14 protein-coding genes and 1 tRNA gene are annotated in these 16,870 nt (G+C 72.9%); 5 read left to right on the top strand and 10 right to left on the bottom strand.

Annotated features, from left to right (window positions below; translation table 11 throughout):
* Genes MRBLML1_RS13795 through MRBLML1_RS13810 form a run of 4 tightly spaced genes read right to left on the bottom strand, consistent with a single transcriptional unit; the run spans position 1 to position 5,051 of the window.
* Entirely contained in the window at positions 1-1,059 is a 1,059-nt protein-coding gene (locus MRBLML1_RS13795; protein WP_364516778.1) for a hemolysin family protein, read from the bottom strand.
* Positions 1,052-2,404 carry a hemolysin family protein gene (locus tag MRBLML1_RS13800; RefSeq protein WP_364516780.1) on the bottom strand — a complete coding sequence of 451 codons (1,353 nt, stop codon included), beginning with the start codon at positions 2,402-2,404 and terminating at the stop codon, positions 1,052-1,054. The genes MRBLML1_RS13795 and MRBLML1_RS13800 overlap by 8 nt, the downstream gene beginning before the upstream one ends.
* A 52-nt stretch (positions 2,405-2,456) precedes the next feature.
* Positions 2,457-4,343, bottom strand: a complete 1,887-nt coding sequence (locus MRBLML1_RS13805) for an acetoacetate--CoA ligase (RefSeq protein WP_364516782.1) — start codon at positions 4,341-4,343, stop codon at positions 2,457-2,459.
* 33 nt (positions 4,344-4,376) lie between these two features.
* Complete coding sequence (locus MRBLML1_RS13810; protein WP_364516784.1) at positions 4,377-5,051, bottom strand: acyltransferase; 675 nt, start codon at positions 5,049-5,051, stop codon at positions 4,377-4,379.
* An 80-nt stretch (positions 5,052-5,131) separates the two neighbouring features.
* On the opposite strand from MRBLML1_RS13810, the gene MRBLML1_RS13815 reads away from it, so the two are divergent.
* The gene (locus MRBLML1_RS13815; protein WP_364516786.1) at positions 5,132-6,283 is read left to right on the top strand and encodes a CDP-glycerol glycerophosphotransferase family protein; all 1,152 of its coding nucleotides are present in this window, start codon (positions 5,132-5,134) and stop codon (positions 6,281-6,283) included.
* Positions 6,284-6,296: 13 nt separating this feature from the next.
* Here MRBLML1_RS13815 and MRBLML1_RS13820 read toward each other — a convergent pair whose 3' ends face one another.
* Positions 6,297-7,007: a hypothetical protein gene (locus MRBLML1_RS13820; protein ID WP_364516788.1), complete on the bottom strand. Its 711-nt coding sequence runs from the start codon at positions 7,005-7,007 to the stop codon at positions 6,297-6,299.
* 141 nt (positions 7,008-7,148) lie between these two features.
* Between MRBLML1_RS13820 and MRBLML1_RS13825 the strand changes: the two genes are divergently transcribed.
* Both MRBLML1_RS13825 and MRBLML1_RS13830 read left to right on the top strand, forming a co-directional pair.
* Entirely contained in the window at positions 7,149-8,486 is a 1,338-nt protein-coding gene (locus MRBLML1_RS13825) for a DUF7168 domain-containing protein (protein ID WP_364516790.1), read from the top strand.
* A gap of 21 nt (positions 8,487-8,507) precedes the next feature.
* Entirely contained in the window at positions 8,508-9,437 is a 930-nt protein-coding gene (locus tag MRBLML1_RS13830; RefSeq protein ID WP_364516792.1) for a cation diffusion facilitator family transporter, read from the top strand.
* Between the two features lies 1 nt (position 9,438).
* On the opposite strand, the gene MRBLML1_RS13835 is transcribed toward MRBLML1_RS13830, so the two are convergent.
* The 4 genes from MRBLML1_RS13835 to MRBLML1_RS13850 form a co-directional block, all read right to left on the bottom strand.
* Entirely contained in the window at positions 9,439-10,407 is a 969-nt protein-coding gene (locus tag MRBLML1_RS13835) for an AurF N-oxygenase family protein (RefSeq protein WP_364516794.1), read from the bottom strand.
* 266 nt (positions 10,408-10,673) lie between these two features.
* Positions 10,674-10,750 (bottom strand) — tRNA-Pro (locus tag MRBLML1_RS13840).
* 73 nt (positions 10,751-10,823) lie between these two features.
* Positions 10,824-14,129, bottom strand: a complete 3,306-nt coding sequence (locus tag MRBLML1_RS13845) for an error-prone DNA polymerase (RefSeq protein ID WP_364516796.1) — start codon at positions 14,127-14,129, stop codon at positions 10,824-10,826.
* Between the two features lie 40 nt (positions 14,130-14,169).
* Positions 14,170-14,736 carry a VOC family protein gene (locus tag MRBLML1_RS13850; RefSeq protein WP_364516798.1) on the bottom strand — a complete coding sequence of 189 codons (567 nt, stop codon included), beginning with the start codon at positions 14,734-14,736 and terminating at the stop codon, positions 14,170-14,172.
* Between the two features lie 81 nt (positions 14,737-14,817).
* Here MRBLML1_RS13850 and serA point away from each other — a divergent pair, with 81 nt between their 5' ends.
* Both serA and MRBLML1_RS13860 read left to right on the top strand, forming a co-directional pair.
* Positions 14,818-16,011: a phosphoglycerate dehydrogenase gene (serA, locus tag MRBLML1_RS13855; protein ID WP_364516800.1), complete on the top strand. Its 1,194-nt coding sequence runs from the start codon at positions 14,818-14,820 to the stop codon at positions 16,009-16,011.
* A gap of 48 nt (positions 16,012-16,059) precedes the next feature.
* On the top strand, positions 16,060-16,236 hold the full coding sequence (locus tag MRBLML1_RS13860) for a hypothetical protein (protein ID WP_364516802.1): 177 nt from the start codon (positions 16,060-16,062) through the stop codon (positions 16,234-16,236).
* A gap of 7 nt (positions 16,237-16,243) precedes the next feature.
* On the opposite strand, the gene MRBLML1_RS13865 is transcribed toward MRBLML1_RS13860, so the two are convergent.
* On the bottom strand, positions 16,244-16,867 hold the full coding sequence (locus tag MRBLML1_RS13865) for a GyrI-like domain-containing protein (protein WP_364516804.1): 624 nt from the start codon (positions 16,865-16,867) through the stop codon (positions 16,244-16,246).
* Positions 16,868-16,870: the final 3 nt, after the last annotated feature.

Raw genomic sequence — 16,870 nt, forward strand, 5'->3', positions numbered from 1 at the left:
TCACGAGGCGGTCGTCGCGTCGTCGGAGTGAGCCGCGTCGCGGATCTCTCCGACGAGCTCCTCGATCACGTCCTCCAGCGCGGCGACGCCGAGCGTCGTCCCGTCGGTGCGTACGACGCGCGCCATGTGCGCGCCGCGCCGCTGGAGCACCTCCAGCGCGTCGTGCAGGAGGGCGTCGGCGGTGACGGTCGCGAAGGGGCGGATCCAGCGGTCGGCGACCGGCCGCTCGCGTCGTTCCTCGTCGGGCTCGAGGACGTCCTTGATGTGCAGGTAGCCGACCAGGTCGCCCTCGTCGGACACGACCGGGAACCGGCTGAACCCGGTGGCGGCGCACAGCGCCTCCACGTCGGCACCGGTCGAGCCGCGCACGACGGTGGCGAGCGAGTCGGGGGTCATCATCACCTCGGCCACGGTCTTCTCGGTGAAGCCGAGCGCGCCGGAGAGCCGGTCGTACTCGTCCTCGGCGAGCAGGCCCTCGCCGTGCGACTCCTCGACGAGCGCGGCCACCTCCTCGCGCGTGTACGTCGAGCCGAGCTCCTCCTTCGGCTCGATCCGCAGCAACCGGAGGATGGCGTTCGCGACCGCGTTGATCGACACGATGAGCGGGCGCAGGACCAGCACGATGCCGTACATCGGCGGGCCGAGGATCAGCGCGGCCCGGTCCGGTCCGGCGAGCGCGATGTTCTTCGGCACCATCTCGCCGAGGACCACGTGCAGGTAGACCACCACCACCAGGGCGAGCACGAAGGCGATCGGGTGCAGCCAGCCGTCGGGGACGCCCAGCTCGTGGAAGACGGGCTCGATCAGGTGCGCGAGCGCGGGCTCGCCGACGGCACCGAGGCCGAGGGAGCAGACGGTGATGCCGAGCTGGGCGCCGGCCATCATCCGCGAGACCTGCTCCATCGCGGTCAGCGTGATCGCGGCCATCCGCGAGCCGGCCTGGGCGCGCGGCTCGATCTGGCTGCGGCGCGCGGAGATGAGCGCGAACTCCGCGCCGACGAAGAAGGCGTTGGCCGCCAGCAGGAAGACGGCGAGCAGCACGCCACCGAGGTCACCCATCGGCCGGCTCCTCCTCCACGCGCAGGGAGAGCCGGTCGATGCGCAGCCCGTCCATGTGGTCGACGGTGAGCACGGCCCGGCGTACCGGTGCGTCCTCGTCGTCGCCGGTCACCACCGCCGGCAGCGGTACGACGGCCTGGTCCCCCGTCACCGGGATCCGGCCGAGCACCTTGAGCACCAGCCCGGCCACCGTGTCGTAGTCCTCGCTCTCGGGCAGCTCGACGCCGGAGAGGTCCTCGACCTCGTCGGGCCGCAGCAGCCCGGACAGCGCCCAGGTGCCGTCGCGGCGCAGCCGGGCCCGGCTCCCGGTCCGGTCGTGCTCGTCGGCGATGTCGCCGACGATCTCCTCGATGACGTCCTCCAGGGTGACGATGCCGGCGTGGTCGCCGTACTCGTCGAGGACGATGGCCATCTGGAAGCCGTCGGCCCGCAGCAGCGCGAGCAGCGGGTCGAGGCGCAGCGAGTCGGGCACCACGATCGGCTTGGCCATCAGGTGCTTGACCTTGGTGGTGGCCCGCTCGTGCAGGGGCAGCGCGACGGCGTTCTTGACGTGCACCGTGCCGACCACGGCGTCGGTGTCGTCGAGCACCGGGAAGCGGGAGTTGCCGCTCTCCCGGGCCAGCGCGATGACGGCGCTCGCGCGGTCGTTGGCCTCCAGGCTGCGGGTCCGCACCCGCGGGGTCATGATCTCGCCAGCGGTGCGGGTGCCGAACTCCACCGAACGCTCCATCAGCTCCGCGGTGTCGGCGTCGAGGGTGCCCTCGTCCGCGGAGCGCTGGATGAGCGAGGCCAGCTCGGTGACGCTGCGCGCCGAGCGCAGCTCCTCCTGCGGCTCGATGCCGAGGCGGCGCACGATGGAGTTCGCGCTGCCGTTGAGCACCCGGATCGGCCCGCTCGCCACGGCGGTGAAGGCCCGCATCGGCCGCTGGGTGAGCCGGGCGGTGCGGTAGGGCAGCGAGATGGCGACGTTCTTGGGCACCAGCTCGCCGATCAGCATGGTGAGGAGGGTGCTCAGGACCAGGCCCGTCGCCACGGCGACCGGGGTGACGGCACCGCTCGACACCCCGGCGTCCTCCAGCGGGCCGCGGAGCAGCTCGGCGATGGCGGGCTCGGCCAGGAAGCCGATGGCGAGGTTGGTGATGGTGATCCCGACCTGGGCCCCGGAGAGCTGGGTCGACAGCGTGCGCAGGGCCTTCTGCAGGCCGAGCGCGGAGGCGTCACCGCCCGCGGCGGCCCGGTCGACCTGGCCGCGGTCGACGGTCACGAACGCGAACTCGGCGGCGACGAAGAGCCCGCACGCGAAGATCAGGAGGATGGCGAGTCCCAGCAAGAGCCAGGCGGTCATCGAGGTCCTTCAGGAGGTGAGCGGGAGAGCCACCACCCTAGAACATCCCTCGTCAGCCGTGGCGGGCGCGGCCGATCTCGGCGTACCACTCCAGCAGCTCGGGGGCGTCCACGCTGCCCGGGTCGTAGGAGCCGCCGAGCGCCTGGCCGGCGAGCACCTTCTTCACCGGGACCTCGAGCTTCTTGCCCGTGCGGGTGTGCGGGATGCCGGGCGCCGCGATCACGACGTCCGGCACGTGGCGGGGCGAGGCGTGGGTGCGCACGGCGTCGCGGATCCGCGCGTCCAACGCCTCGTCGAGCTCGACGCCCTCAGCCAGCACGACGAACAGCGGCATCCAGTAGCCGCCGCCGTCCTCCTCCAGCCCGATCACCAGCGCCTCGCGCACCTCGGCCAGCGCCTCGACCGGCTCGTAGATGTCGCCGCTGCCCATCCGGATGCCGTTGCGGTTGAGGGTGGCGTCCGACCGGCCGTGGATCACCACGGAGCCGTGGTCGGTCAGCGTGATCCAGTCGCCGTGGCGCCACACCCCGGGGTAGACGTCGAAGTAGGCGTCCCGGTAGCGGGCACCGTCCTCGTCGCCCCAGAAGAACAGCGGCATCGACGGCATCGGCCGGGTCACCACCAGCTCGCCGACCTCGCCCCGGACTGGCTCACCCGCCGGGTCGAAGGCGTCGAGCGCGACCCCGAGGCAGGGCCGGGAGAGCTCGCCGGGCCACACCGGCACGTGCGGCGCGGGCCCGACGAAGGCGCTCACCACGTCGGTGCCGCCGCTGATCGAGCAGATCTGCACGTCCGGGCCGAGCGCGTCCTGCAGCGCCTCGTGGCTGCTCGCGGGGAAGGTCGAGCCGGAGATGCCGACCCGGCGCAGGCGGTCCAGGGCGTGGCCCCGCGGCCCGACCCCGGCCTTCTGGCAGGCGGCGACGTAGCCCGGGCTCATCCCGAGCGCGGTGACGCCGTGCTCGGCGGCCAGGGCCCACAGGCCGTCGGTGCCGGGCTGGGCCGGGCTGCCGTCGTAGGCGACCACGGAGGCGCCGGTCAGCAGGCCGCCGACCACGAAGTTCCACATCATCCAGGAGGGCGTCGTGTACCAGAAGAGCCGCTCCCCCGGGCCCAGGTCGAAGTGGTAGGCGGCCACCTTGGCCTGCTCCAGCATCGCGCCGCCGTGGCCGTGGACGATGCCCTTCGGCTTGCCGGTCGTGCCGGAGGAGAAGAGCACCCACAACGGGTGGCCGAAGTCCAGTGCGGCGGTCTCCAGCTCCGCCTCTCCCCCGACGGCGGCGGACCAGGCGTCGCTGCCGACCTCGATCGTCGCCTTCAGCGTGGGCAGGGACGCGGTCAGCTCGGCGACGACCGTGGAGCGGTCGTGCACCTTGCCCCCGTAGACGTACGACGGCGCGTGCACCAGCACGACCGGGTCCAGCTGCTGGAAGCGAGCCAGCGCGGCCGAGGCGGCGTAGTCCATGCCGCACACCGACCACACCGCGCCGATGCTGGCGGCCGCGAGCAGCGCCACCATCGTGTCCGGGGTGTTGGGGAGGTAGCCGACGACCCGGTCGCCCTCCCCCACGCCCAGGCGCCGGTACGTCGCCGCGAGGCTCGCGACCTGCCGGCGCAGCTCGCCCCAGGTCAGCTCACGGGTGGCGGCCGGGTCCTCGGTGACCCCGACGATCGCGACCTCGTCCGCGGGCCGCCCGTCGAGGACCGCCGCCGCGTAGTTGACCCGCGCCTCCGGGAACCAGACCGCACCCGGCATCCGCTCCTGCGCCAGCGCGGGGCCCGGCAGCGGGAAGCCGAGGTGCTCGGCGACGGTGCTCCAGAAGGTGGAGAGCTCCTCGACCGACCAGGTGTGCAGGTCGTCGTACTGCTCGGGCGAGCCGGCGGCGAGGGGGCGGCCGGTGGCGGCCGCGGCGTGTTGGGCGAAGTCCTCGATCCGGCTCATGGCGCCAGCCTAGTGACGGCGCTCACGGCCCGGTCACCCCCCGAAGGAGGGGGCGCCCGCGATCGCGCGGACGTCGTCGCCGCCGGTGGCCGAGACCCAGCCGCGGCCCGGCTCCAGGCGCCGGATGGTGCGCGCCGGGACACCACCGACGACGGCGTGGTCCTCGACGACGCCGCGCACCACGGAGCCCGCGGCGACCACGACGTTCCGCCCGATCGTCGTACCGGGCAGGATCATCGCGCCGTGGCCGATCCAGGAGCCGGACCCGATCACGACCGGCTGGTGGCTGCCGAACTGCCGGCCCACCGGGACCTCGGGGTCCTGGTAGCCGTGGCTGGCGTCGGAGACGAAGACGTCCTGGCCGAACCACACGTCGTCGCCGATGGTGATCGACTCGTGCGCGGTGAGGCAGGCGCGGGCACCGATGACACAGCGCTCGCCGATGACCAGGCCGCGTTCGGGGAGCACCTCCTGGGCCGGGCCGTAGCCGACGGAGAGCGTGGCGTACTTGCCGACGAGGGTGTCCCGGCCGACGTGGATCGCCCCGGGGTTGACGACCGTCGCCATCGGGAAGGCGAGGCACGCGCCGGGGGCGAAGGTCCCGAACCGGTCGGCGAGGTCGGTGCCCGGAGCGACGTCGCCGTACCGCTCGACCCACTGCCAGGCGGCGAGGACGGAGCGGTTGAGGAGACGGCGGAGCGCGGGCACCGGCCGAGGTTACCGAAACGCAACATTCGCCGTGGGTTCTCAGTTCGTTCGCGTGCGGCGGCGGGCCGTAGCCTTCGCTGGTGCAGGACCCCCGTTCCCCCCAGGTGATCGCCTACTTCGCCGACGACCCGACCCGGGCCTATCAGCTCCTCCAGTGGCTGCCCGTGCTCGAGCGGCTCGACGCCGCGCACCCGGTGGCCGTGCTGACCCGGGACAGCGGGACCCGCGACGTCGTCGCCGAGCGGACGTCCCTGCCGGTGCTCCTCGCCCCCGGCTTCAACGACCTCGCCGCGCAGTACGACGCGCTGGACGCGAAGGTCGTGCTCTACTGCAACAACTCCGCGCTCAACTTCAACTCGCTGCTCGACAACCGGATGCTGCACGTGCACATCAACCACGGCGAGTCCGACAAGCACAGCATGGTCAGCAACAACGCCAAGGCCTACGACCGGGTGTTCGTCGCGGGCGAGGCGGCCGTCCAGCGGCACCGGGCGGCGCTGATGGAGCTCGACGAGTGGCGCCTGGTGCGCATCGGGCGGCCCCAGCTGGACCTGCGGCCCGCTCCCCTGCTGCCGCCGACCGGCCGTCGTACCGTGCTCTACGCGCCGACCTGGGAGGGCGACGCGGACTACAACTGCTACACCTCGGTCGACGTGTTCGGCGCCGAGATCGTGCGCGCGGCGCTGGCCGTGCCGGGTGTGCGGGTGGTCTACAAGCCGCACCCGAAGGTGACGACCAGCCAGGTGGCCGCGGTCCGCGAGGGCCACCAGGCGATCCTCGACCTCGTCGAGCGAGCCGCCGAGCAGGAGCCCGACGCGGGCCACGCCGCGGTCTGGCAGGGCGACATCCTCGCCGTCTTCCCGGGCTGCGACGCGATGATCACCGACGTCTCCTCGGTCGGCCTGGACTGGCTCTACCTGCAGACCGACAAGCCGATCCTCGTCACCGACCGGTACGACGACGCCGAGCGGCTCCGCCAGGACGTCCCCGTCAGCCGGTGCGCCGACGTGGTCGACGCCGCCGGGCTGCCCGGCCTGACCGCGCTGCTCGCCGCCCGCCTGGAGCACGACGAGCACCGGATGGCGCGCGCCGCGATGCGGCACCACTACTTCGACGACAACGGCGTCGGCGACTCCACGGTCCGCTTCGTCGAGGCCGTCGGCGACCTCGTGGAATTGCGAGACCGGCTGCAGGGCGCGAGCCCCGCAGCCGGCCTCGAGGAGTCTGCCTAGCCGCCCTGACCGCTCAGTAGCGGTAGGTCGTCACGTAGTTGTTCGAGAAGCTCGTGTAGTAGCCGTTGCTCGGCTTCACGACGGCCCGGAAGTGCGTCCGGCGGGCGTAGACCGGCAGCTTGACCGAGAAGCCGCTGGTGCTGGTGGTCCGGATGCCCTTGTAGGTCACCCAGCGGCACGAGGCGCTGGTCGGCGAGGCGCAGGTCGACTTCTGGATGGTGACCACGCGGCGCGCGTACGACGGCGTGACCTTGCCGTAGAAGACGCGGGTCGCGCGACGGAAGTTGTCGTGCAGGTTGCGGCGGACGTTGACGCGCACGGTCGCGGAGACCGACGGCTTGACGACGAGGTCACCGCTGGTGAACCCGGCGAAGTAGAGCCGGTAGTCGGCGGAGTAGTTCGGGACGGTGGTCCAGGTGGGGGTCGCGTCCGTCGCGAGGTCGCGCATCGGCGGCAGCGTGGCCCACGCGGTCTGGCCGACGATGCGGCGCTGCAGGTAGGTGGCGCCGGGCTGGCGCGGCGTGGTGCTGCCCGCTTGGGTGACGTAGCCCTGGAAGGTCACCGCGGAGCCGTGTCGGACCAGCGAGTAGTTCCGCTGCAGGTGGGCCACGGTCGTGATGTCCGCGGCGTGCGCCGGAGCGCTGGTGACGGCGACGAGCGACAGCGTGCTCGCCAGCAGGGCGAGGATCGTGAGGCCGACGCGCCGCAGGGACGTGAGGTGCATGGAGGGTGCTCCCGGGAGAGTTCTGGTGACGGTTCGCGACGGACGTCGCAGCCGGAGGCTATCTGCTTCCCTGACCCGCCCGGGACGAAACCCGGCTCGCCGGACCACGCGGGCGTCGGAGGTGCCTGAGAGGCTGGGGCCATGACCGACGACACCGCCGCCGTCTACGCCGCCGAGGACCTGCTCGCCGGCTGGCTCGACGAGGCCGCGCGCACCCCGGGCACGCCGCTGCGGGTGCAGGTGGGTGCGGTGCTGCGGGAGCTCGAGCCGGAGACCGAGCCGCGGTTCACCGACCCCGCCCACGTCCAGGCCTTCGTCGACCGGGTGCTCGCGCACCTGCGCGCCACCGGCAGCCGCTACGACGACGGCACCGGCCTCGACCTGGCGGGCGTCCCGGTCGTCGTACGGTCGCGGCGGGGGCACCGCCAGGCCCACTACGAGCGCGGCGACCTGCCCGTGCGGGGCGTGATCGCGATCCCGCCCCGCGAGGTCGGTGGGTCCTGGTCGCTGCGCGCGGCCGTCGTCCTGCACGAGGTCGCCCACCACCTCGCCGGCGTCGACGGCCACCCGGCGCTGTTCCGCACCACCTTCCTGCGGCTGCTGGAGGACATCGGGATGCCGGTGCTGGCCGACCTGCTGCACACGGCCTACCAGCTCTCCGGGCTGGACAGCGGTGTCGACGGCGAGGACCGCACCCTGCTGCGGATCGGCCGGCTGCTGCGCCAGGCCGAGCGGACGAGCAACACCGCCGAGCGGGACGCCTTCTTCGCCAAGGCCCAGACGCTCGCGACCCGCCACCAGATCGCGCTGGCGGTCGCCCGGGCGAGCGCGCACAGCGAGGAGCGCCGGCAGGACCCGACCTGGGAGACGGTGCTGATCGGCGAGAGCGGCAAGCGCTCGCTGGCCCGCTACGTGCGGCTGCTGCTGGAGATCGCCCGGGCCAACGACGTCCGGGTGGCGATCTACACCAGCAACACCCGGGTCACGCTCTACGGCTTCCCCACCGACATCGCCGTGGTCAAGGCGCTCTACGCCGCGCTGGTGACCCAGATGGTCACCGACGGCGACGCGCACCTGCGCTCGGGGGCGCACAAGGCCGACACCCGCCAGGTGTGGGACGCCCGGCGTCGACGCTGGGACGAGCGGCCGGTGCACGGCTCGACGGCGCGGGCGGCGTTCTACGAGGCCTGGGCCGACCACGTGGGCGAGCGGCTCGCGCGATCGCGCGACGAGGCGCGGGCCGCGGCCATCGCGGCCGAGCCCGCGACCCCGGAGCAGCCCTCCTCCACCGAGCTCGCGCTGCGGGCCAAGGAGGTGGAGGTCGTCGACTACTTCGGCCGGATGCAGCGCGACCACGGCATCCGCGGCACCTGGAAGGGCACCGCCTCGGCCGGCTCGGCCGCCCCGGGGTCGCGTGCCGCGGGGGTGCGTGCCGCGGCCCGGGCCCGGTTGGGCACGGAGCGTGCGATCGGCGGCTAGGCAGGGAGTAGCGTCGTTCCCGTGCTGACCGTGATCGTGGCGTTCACCGCGAACCTGCTCATCGCGGTCGCCAAGTCGGTCGCCGCGGCCGTGACCGGCTCCGCGTCGATGATCGCGGAGGCCGCGCACTCCTGGGCCGACGCCGGCAACGAGGTGTTCCTGCTCATCGGCGAGCGCAAGGCGGCCCGGCCTCCGGACGCCGCGCACACGCTCGGCTACGGCCGGGTCGGCTACGTGTGGTCGATGTTCGCCGCCTTCGGGCTCTTCACCGTCGGTGCGGCGGTGTCGGTGTGGCACGGCGTGCAGTCGCTGGGCGCCGAGGAGGAGACGCCGTCGTACACCTGGGCCTACGTGGTGCTCGCCATCGCGTTCGTGCTGGAGGGCACGTCCTTCCTCCAGGCGCTGCGCGAGGCCCGCACCGCCGCCGTACGACGGCGCATCTCACCGCTGCGCTACCTCCGCCTGACGTCGAACCCGATGCTGCGCGCGGTCTTCGCCGAGGACCTCGCCGCGCTGGTCGGCCTCGTGGTGGCCTTCGCCGGGATCCTGCTGCACCAGGTGACCGGCGACCCGGTGTGGGACGCGATCGGCTCGATCGTCGTGGGCCTGCTGCTGGGGGTGGTCGCGCTCTTCCTGATCCGCCGCAACATGGACTTCCTCACCGGCGAGACGGTGACCCCGCTGACCCGCGACGTGGCGCTGCGCGCCCTGCTCGGGCACCCGGAGATCGCCCGGATCAGCTATCTCTACATGGAGTGGGTCGGCGCGGACCGGATCTTCCTGGTGGCGGCGGTCGACCTGGTCGGGGACGCGCCGGAGTCCGACGTGGCCGGCCGGCTGGGGCGGATCGAGGACGCGCTGCACGACCGTCCCGAGATCACCCGGGCGGTCCTCACACTGACCCGGCCGGGCGACCCGACCGACCTGCAGCCCGCCGACGCCGGCGACTGAGTCAGGCGGCTCGGGCCGGCTCGCTGCGGAACCGGTTGGGCCGGCCGTCGATGCCGAGCGCGCGCCACAGGCGGCGGGCGACCGGGTTCATCAGGCGCAGCTCCTCGGCGAGCATCCGGACGTCGCCGAACATGTCGCGCAGCAGCTCACGGGCCTCCGGGCTCTCCCACCAGACCTCGCGCGCGACCTCGGGCGGGATGCCCATGGCACGACGCGCCTTCGGGCTGGGCACCACGATGACGTCGGCGAGGGTGCGCATGAGCACCGGCATGAGCACCGAGGCGAACCCGCGCTGGAGCCGGCCGAGCCGCGGCGCGCGGTGCTCGAGGTACTGGTGGGCGAAGCCGATGTGGCGCGCCTCCTCGGCGACGTGGATCTGGCTGATCCGGCGCAGCAGCGGGTGGAGGTCGGCCGCGGAGCGCAGCATCACCTTCTGCACGTGGTCGATCGGCTCCTCACCGCCGAGCACCCCGATGAAGAAGGAGAAGGGCAGGTGCTTGGCGGCCAGCGGCAGGAAGGGGGCCAGCGCCCGGAAGCTCCACGGGGCGCCGGCGACGTCGAGCCCGGTGCGGTTGACGAACTCCTGGAACATCTGGGTGTGGTGGCACTCCTCGGTCGCCTCGTGCGTGGAGTAGCGGAACTCGGGGCGCCCGTTGGGCAGGGTCAGGCAGTACATCATCAGGCCGGCGATGAGCACCTGCTCGAACTGCAGGCCGACCTTGACGACATTGGTCTGGCGGTAGAAGCCGACCGCGATCTGGCGCTCCCGGGGCAGCGAGCGGTACCACTGCGTGCGGCCGAGGGCGTCGACCTCCGGCAGGATCCAGCGCGGGTCCCCCGGGTCGACCGCCATCTCCGGGTCGTCCCAGGCGATGTCGACGAACGCGTCGAAGTGGTGCTCCACCGACGCCTCGGAGAGCGTGCGGAGCAGGTCGTGGTAGTCCTGCTGGCTGGTGCCGATGCTGCCCATGCTCCGACGGTAGGCCGCCGGAGCCTTATCTGCAACCACCGGTAACGGATATTATCGGAAAGCACACGAAGTGGCGGCGCGGTCGTCCGAACCGGACGCGTCGCCCGCCGTTCGCCCCTACGGTGCGCCGGTGACTCTCGCTGACGCTCGGACGGCTCCCGCGAGCGCCAGGTGATCCGGATCAGCCTGGACTGAGGCACCGGGCCGGCAGCCCTTGAGACGAGAAGAGCCCCGTGACCGCGATGACGCGGTCACGGGGCTCCTCGTGGTCGGGCTGACAGGATTTGAACCTGCGACCCCCTGACCCCCAGTCAGGTGCGCTACCAAGCTGCGCTACAGCCCGAACACTCCGCACGGGATCGCCGTCCGGAGCGGGTGGAACACTACCCCAGCACCGTCGCGGGTCCCGAATCGCCTCACCGGAAGTCGCGTGAGGACTGGCGGGCCTGCAGTGCGGCGCCGGTGCCGGGCAGCACGGTGTCGAGGGAGACGACCCGGTCGGCGACCAGGTTGGTGACCCCGTCCTCACGCTCGACGATGCCGCGCACCACCACCGCGACCTTGTTGCGGGCGGCCGGTCGGGATGCCTTCATCACGCCCGGGGAGCAGACCACGTTGAGCATCCCGGTCTCGTCCTCGACGTTGAGGAAGGTGATCCCGCTCGCCGTGCCCGGGCGCTGGCGGTGGGTGACCAGGCCGGCGACGTGCACCCGGCGGCCCGGCTCGGCGGTGCGCAGGTCGGCGACCGAGCGGATGCCGGCGGTGGTGAGCTGGGCGCGGAAGTGCTCGACGGGGTGGACGTCGGTGGAGATCCGGGTGGACCACAGGTCGGCGAGGGTGACCTCCATCGGGCTCATCCCGGGCAGCTCCGGCGGCGCGGGCGCTGGGGTGCTGCCGGGGAGCTGGCCCTCGTCCTCGGCGTAGCCCGCCATCCAGATCGCCTGGCGCCGGTCCAGCCCGAAGCAGTCGAAGGCGCCGGCGGTCGCCAGCGCTTCCAGCTGGGCGGTGGTGAGGTCGGCGCGCCGGGACAGGTCGCGGATGTCGGCGTACGGCGCCGTGGCGCGCTCCGCCACGATCCGGGCCGCGAGCTCGGCGCCGATCCCCTTGACCTCGTCGAGCCCGAGCCGGACGGCCAGCCCGTCGTCGTAGCGGTGGCGGTCGGTGCCGCCCGGTGTGCACGGCTCGAGACCGGCCCGGGCCCCCGAGCGGGCGATGTCGGGAGGCAGCACGGTGACCCCGTGGCGACGGGCGTCGGCGACGAGCGACTGCGGGGAGTAGAAGCCCATCGGCTGGTTGCGCAGCAGCCCGGCCAGGAAGGCGGCCGGGTAGCGCAGCTTGAACCACGACGAGGCGTAGACCAGCAGCGCGAAGCTGAGCGCGTGCGACTCGGCGAAGCCGAAGCCGGCGAAGGAGAGGATCTTGACGTAGATCGCGTCCGCCTGGTCGCCGGTGATCCCCTTGGCGCTCATCCCGGCGTAGAGCTTGTCCTTGACCTTCTCGATCCGCTCGATGCCGCGCTTGGAGCCCATCGCCCGGCGCAGCAGGTCGGCGTCGTCGTGGCTGCAGTCGCCGAGGGCGACGGCCATGGCCATGAGCTGCTCCTGGAAGAGCGGCACGCCGAGGGTGCGCCCCAGGATCGGCACGAGCGAGGGGTGGTCGTAGGTGACCGGCTCGCGGCCCATCGCGCGGCGGATGTAGGGATGCACCGCACCGCCCTGGATCGGGCCGGGGCGGATCAGCGCGATCTCGATGGCCAGGTCGTAGAAGCTGCGGGGCTTGAGCCGCGGCAGGGTGCCGATCTGGGCCCGGGACTCGACCTGGAAGACCCCGATCGAGTCGGCCCGGCAGAGCATGTCGTAGACCTCGGGCTCCTCCTTCGGGATCGTCTCCAGAGCCCAGCGCCGGCCGGTGTGCTCCTCGATCAGCTGCATCATGTGGTCGAGCGCGCCGAGCATGCCGAGGCCGAGCAGGTCGAACTTCACCAGCCCCATCGACTCGCAGCCGTCCTTGTCCCACTGCAGCACGGTGCGCTCGTCCATCCGGGCCTTCTCGATCGGGCACACCTCGCCGATCGGCCGCTCGGTGAGCACCATCCCGCCGGAGTGGATGCCGAGGTGGCGCGGTGCGCCCATCAGCTCCTCGGCGAGCTCCACCACCTGGGCGGGCATCTCCACGTCGGCGGAGATCACGCTCCCCCAGCCGTCGATCTGCTTCGACCAGGCGTCCTGCTGGCCCATCGAGAAGCCCAGCGCCTTGGCCGCGTCGCGCACCGCCATCCGCGGCCGATAGCTGATCACGTTGCACACCTGTGCCGCGTTGCGCCGTCCGTAGGTCCGGTAGACCCACTGGATGACCTCCTCGCGGCGGTCGGAGTCGAAGTCCACGTCGATGTCGGGCTCCTCCTCGCGGTGCTCGGAGATGAACCGCTCGAAGGGCAGGTCGAAGTAGACCGAGTCGATCGCGGTGATGCCCAGCGCGTAGCAGACCGCCGAGCTCGCCGCCGAGCCCCGGCCCTGGCACAGGATCCGCTGGCTGCGGGCGAAGGCGACGATGTCGTGGACGATGACGAAGTAGCCCGCGAAGTCCTTCTCCTCGATGACCCGCATCTCCCGCTCGACCCGCTCGCGTGCCGCGGCCTCGTTGGGCCGGCCGGCGTAGCGCTCGGCGAAGCCGCGCTCCAGCAGGGTGCGCAGGTGCTCGGCGGCGGTGCTGCCCTCGGGGATGCCCTGCTTGGGCAGGCGCGGGGAGGCCTTGCGCAGGTCGAAGGCGAGCTCACGCGCCAGCACCACCGAGCGTCGTACGACGTCGGGACGGTGCCGGAACTGGGCCAGCATCTCTGCCCCGCTGCGCAGGTGGGCGCCGCCTGAGGTGTCGAGCCAGCCCTCCAGCTCGGCGATGCTGCGCCGCGCCCGCACCGCCGCCATCGCCGCTGCCAGCCGCCGCTGCTGCGGGGTCGCGTGGTGGACGTTGCCAGTCGCGACCGCCGGCAGCCCGCGCTCGTCGGCGATCCGGGCCAGCAGCTCGTTGGTGCGGTCGCCGCCCGGCAGGGCGCTCGCGATCAGCTCCACCACCACCTGCTCGCGGCCGAAGCGCTCGACCAGCCGGTCGACCTCGGTCGCCGCCGCCCGGGGGCCGTGCGCGGCGAGCGCCCGGCGCACGGCGCCCTTGCGGCAGCCGGTGAGGACCATCCAGTGCTCCCCGCCGGTCTCCGCCAGCTCGGCGAGGTCGTAGGCCGGGCTGCCCTTCTCCGGCGCCCGCAGCCCGGCCTCGGTGATCGCCCCGGAGAGCCGGTGGTAGCCCTCGACCCCGCGCGCCAGCACCAGCAGGTGGCTCCCCTCGGGGTCGGGCACGCCGTTCTGGGTGCGGTCCAGGCCCAGGGAGAGCTCGGCGCCGTAGACCGTCGCCAGGGCGTAGTCCTGGCCCGCCTCGGCGAACAGCGGTGCCCCCGCGAAGCCGTCGTGGTCGGTCAGCGCCAGCGCGTCCAGCCCGAGCCGGGCGGCCTCCTTGACCAGGTCGCCGGGACTGCTCGCCCCGTCGAGGAAGCTGAAGTGGCTGTGGCAGTGCAGCTCGGCGTACGGCGTCGACTCGGCCGGGCGCAGGATCTCCTCCGGCTCCGTGCGTGGTCGCTTGCGGCGCGAGACCGGCGCCTCCGGGTCGGGGGCGCGCCCGGAGAGCCGACGCTCCAGCTCCCGCCACGGGACGGGAGGGTTGTTCCAGCCCATGACCGCAAGACTACTCGAACAGGTGTTCGAGCAACAGGGGTCAGGAGGTGGACGCGTTCAGCACGCAGAGCTCGTTGCCCGAGGGATCGGCGTAGTGGCGCCACGGCAGGTCGCCGTAGCCCAGCTCCAGCTCGCGGCCACCGTGCTCGGCGATCGCCGCGGCGACCGTGTCGGGATCCTCGCCTTCCAGCCGCACGTCGAGGTGGACCGGGTTCTTCGCCGCTCCCTTGGGCGCCCGCTCCGGCACCAGCTCCAGCACCGGGCCCGCCAGCGAGGGGTGCCGCAGCGCGACGGCCCCGCCCGCGACCGGCACCCAGCCGGACAGCCAGGCCCAGAAGTCCCGGTCCCGCTCCGGGTCGGCCGACTCCAGGCTCAGCGCCGCCAGCGTGCCGGGCTCCGCGACGACCAGGCGCAGCCGCTCGGTGCCGGTCGGCTGCTCCGGCACCCGCTGGAAGCACAGGTCGAGGTAGGCGCCGTCCGCCAGGTCCAGCCGGGTCTCGAAGCCCTCCGGCACGTCGGTCAGCGTCGTCGTGCCGAGCCGGGTCTCCCAGGACCGTCCGAGCAGGCGGGGGTCGATGGCGTCGAAGACGACGTTCTCCAGGTACACGCCGTCAGCCTAGGCCCGCTCCCGGTATCACCGCAGGGGGCGCGGTTCGCCGGTGCCGGCCGCCTCCCCTACGGTTGTCTCGTGAAGGCGCTGCTCCTCGAGAACATCCACCCGGCGGCCGTCGAGACCCTGGAGGCCCGCGGCTACGAGGTCGAGCTGCGGACCGGCTCCCTCTCCGAGGACGAGCTGGTCCTTGCCCTGCCGGGCGTGCAGCTGCTCGGCATCCGCTCCAACACCAACGTCACCGAGCGGGTGCTCGCCGAGGCCGGGGACCTGCTCGCCGTGGGCTGCTTCTGCATCGGCACCAACCAGGTCGACCTGGTGGCGGCCGCCGCGCGGGGCATCGGGGTGTTCAACGCGCCGTACTCCAACACGCGCAGCGTCGTCGAGCTCGTCATCGCCGAGATCATCAGCCTGGCCCGGCGTCTGCCGGAGAAGACCCAGCGGATGCACGACGGGACCTGGGACAAGTCGGCCCGCGGCAGCCACGAGGTGCGCGGACGGACCCTGGGCATCGTCGGCTACGGCAACATCGGCACCCAGCTCTCCACCGTCGCCGAGGCGCTCGGCCTCAACGTGGTCTTCTACGACACCGCCGACCGCCCCGCGCACGGCACCGCGCGCCGCCTCCGCTCGCTGCGCGAGCTGCTCGAGGTCGCCGACGTGGTCAGCCTGCACGTCGACGGGCGCCCGGGCAACGCCGGCTTCTTCGGCGCCGCGGAGTTCGCCGCCATGAAGCCCCGCGCGCTGTTCATCAACGCCTCCCGCGGCATGGTCGTCGACTACGACGCGCTGCGCGAGCACGTCCTCTCCGGGCACATCGCCGGCGCCGCCGTCGACGTCTTCCCCGCCGAGCCCAAGGCCCAGGGCGACCCCTTCAACTCGGTGCTGCGCGGCCTCGACAACGTGATCCTGACCCCGCACATCGGTGGCTCCACGCAGGAGGCGCAGGAGGAGATCGGCTGGTTCGTGGCCGAGAAGCTCGCCCGCTTCGCGCTCGAGGGCAGCACCGCCCTGTCGGTCAACCTTCCCGAGGCGCTCCCGCCCGCGCTGCGGCCCGGCTGCCGGCTCGGCTTCCTGCACGACAACGTCGCCGGCGTGCTCGCCGAGGTCAACGCCGCACTGGCCGAGGCCGGCGACAACGTCATCGACCAGCACCTGTCCACCCGCGACCGGCTCGGGTACGTCGTCACCGACACCGCCGAGCCGCTCTCGGCCGAGGCCGTGGAGACCCTGACCCGCTCCGAGCACTGCCGGTGGGTCCGCACCTGGTGAGTCGCGTCCGATGAGTCTGGTGCCGCGGCGGCCGGGTATCGCCGAGGCATGAGCCAGACACCCGAGGACGACCGCATCGCCGAGCGTGCCGAGCTGCTCCCCGAGGAGCGGGCCGCCGGCAGCGCCGACCCCGAGGCCCAGGCCGAGGCGATCCTGGAAGAGTCCGACGAGCGGGTGGACGACCCCGAGGGCACCCGCCAGGAGAGCACCCAGACGCCGGACTGAGCCGCCGCTAGACGGGCTCGACCGGCTCGACCGGCTGTCGCAGGATGGTGCGCAGCCGCTCCGGCGCCACCCGGCGTGGGTCGCCGAGGTAGATCTCGTGGTGCCGTCCGGTCATCCGCAGCCCGGCGCCGGGGATGAAGTCGTCGTGCATCGCGGCGAGCACCGGCGCCTCGTCGTCGTAGGGGCCGACGTGGAGGGTCTGCACGCACCGGCCCTCGTGCAAGGTCTCTCGCCGGACCTCGTCGAGCGCCGCGGGCGCGCCCTTGCGGGCGACCTGGGCGAGCGCCTCGTCGTACGCCGCGGCGGGGACCCAGTCCGGGACCATCAGCATCGCCGTCCAGCTCCACCGCGACTTGTCGCGGGCGGTGGTGAACGTCGCCATGTCGTCGGACCACCACAGCGCCTCCAGCGGGGGGACGACGTAGTCACGGTCGAGCTCCCGCTTGCTGGCGAACTTCAGCGTGTAGGCCACCGGGTAGAGCGCGGCCAGCGCGTCGGCGTACTCCGGCGCGGTGTTGGGGTCGCCCTGGCCGTCGACCATCAGGTAGGTCAGCGGCGGCACGTCGAGCACACGGAACTCCCCGCGGCGTGCCTGGTAGGAGTCGAGGTCCTTCTTCGGGTCGGCCTTCACGGC

It is taken from the genome of Nocardioides sp. LML1-1-1.1 (assembly GCF_040676175.1).
Classification (GTDB): domain Bacteria; phylum Actinomycetota; class Actinomycetes; order Propionibacteriales; family Nocardioidaceae; genus Nocardioides.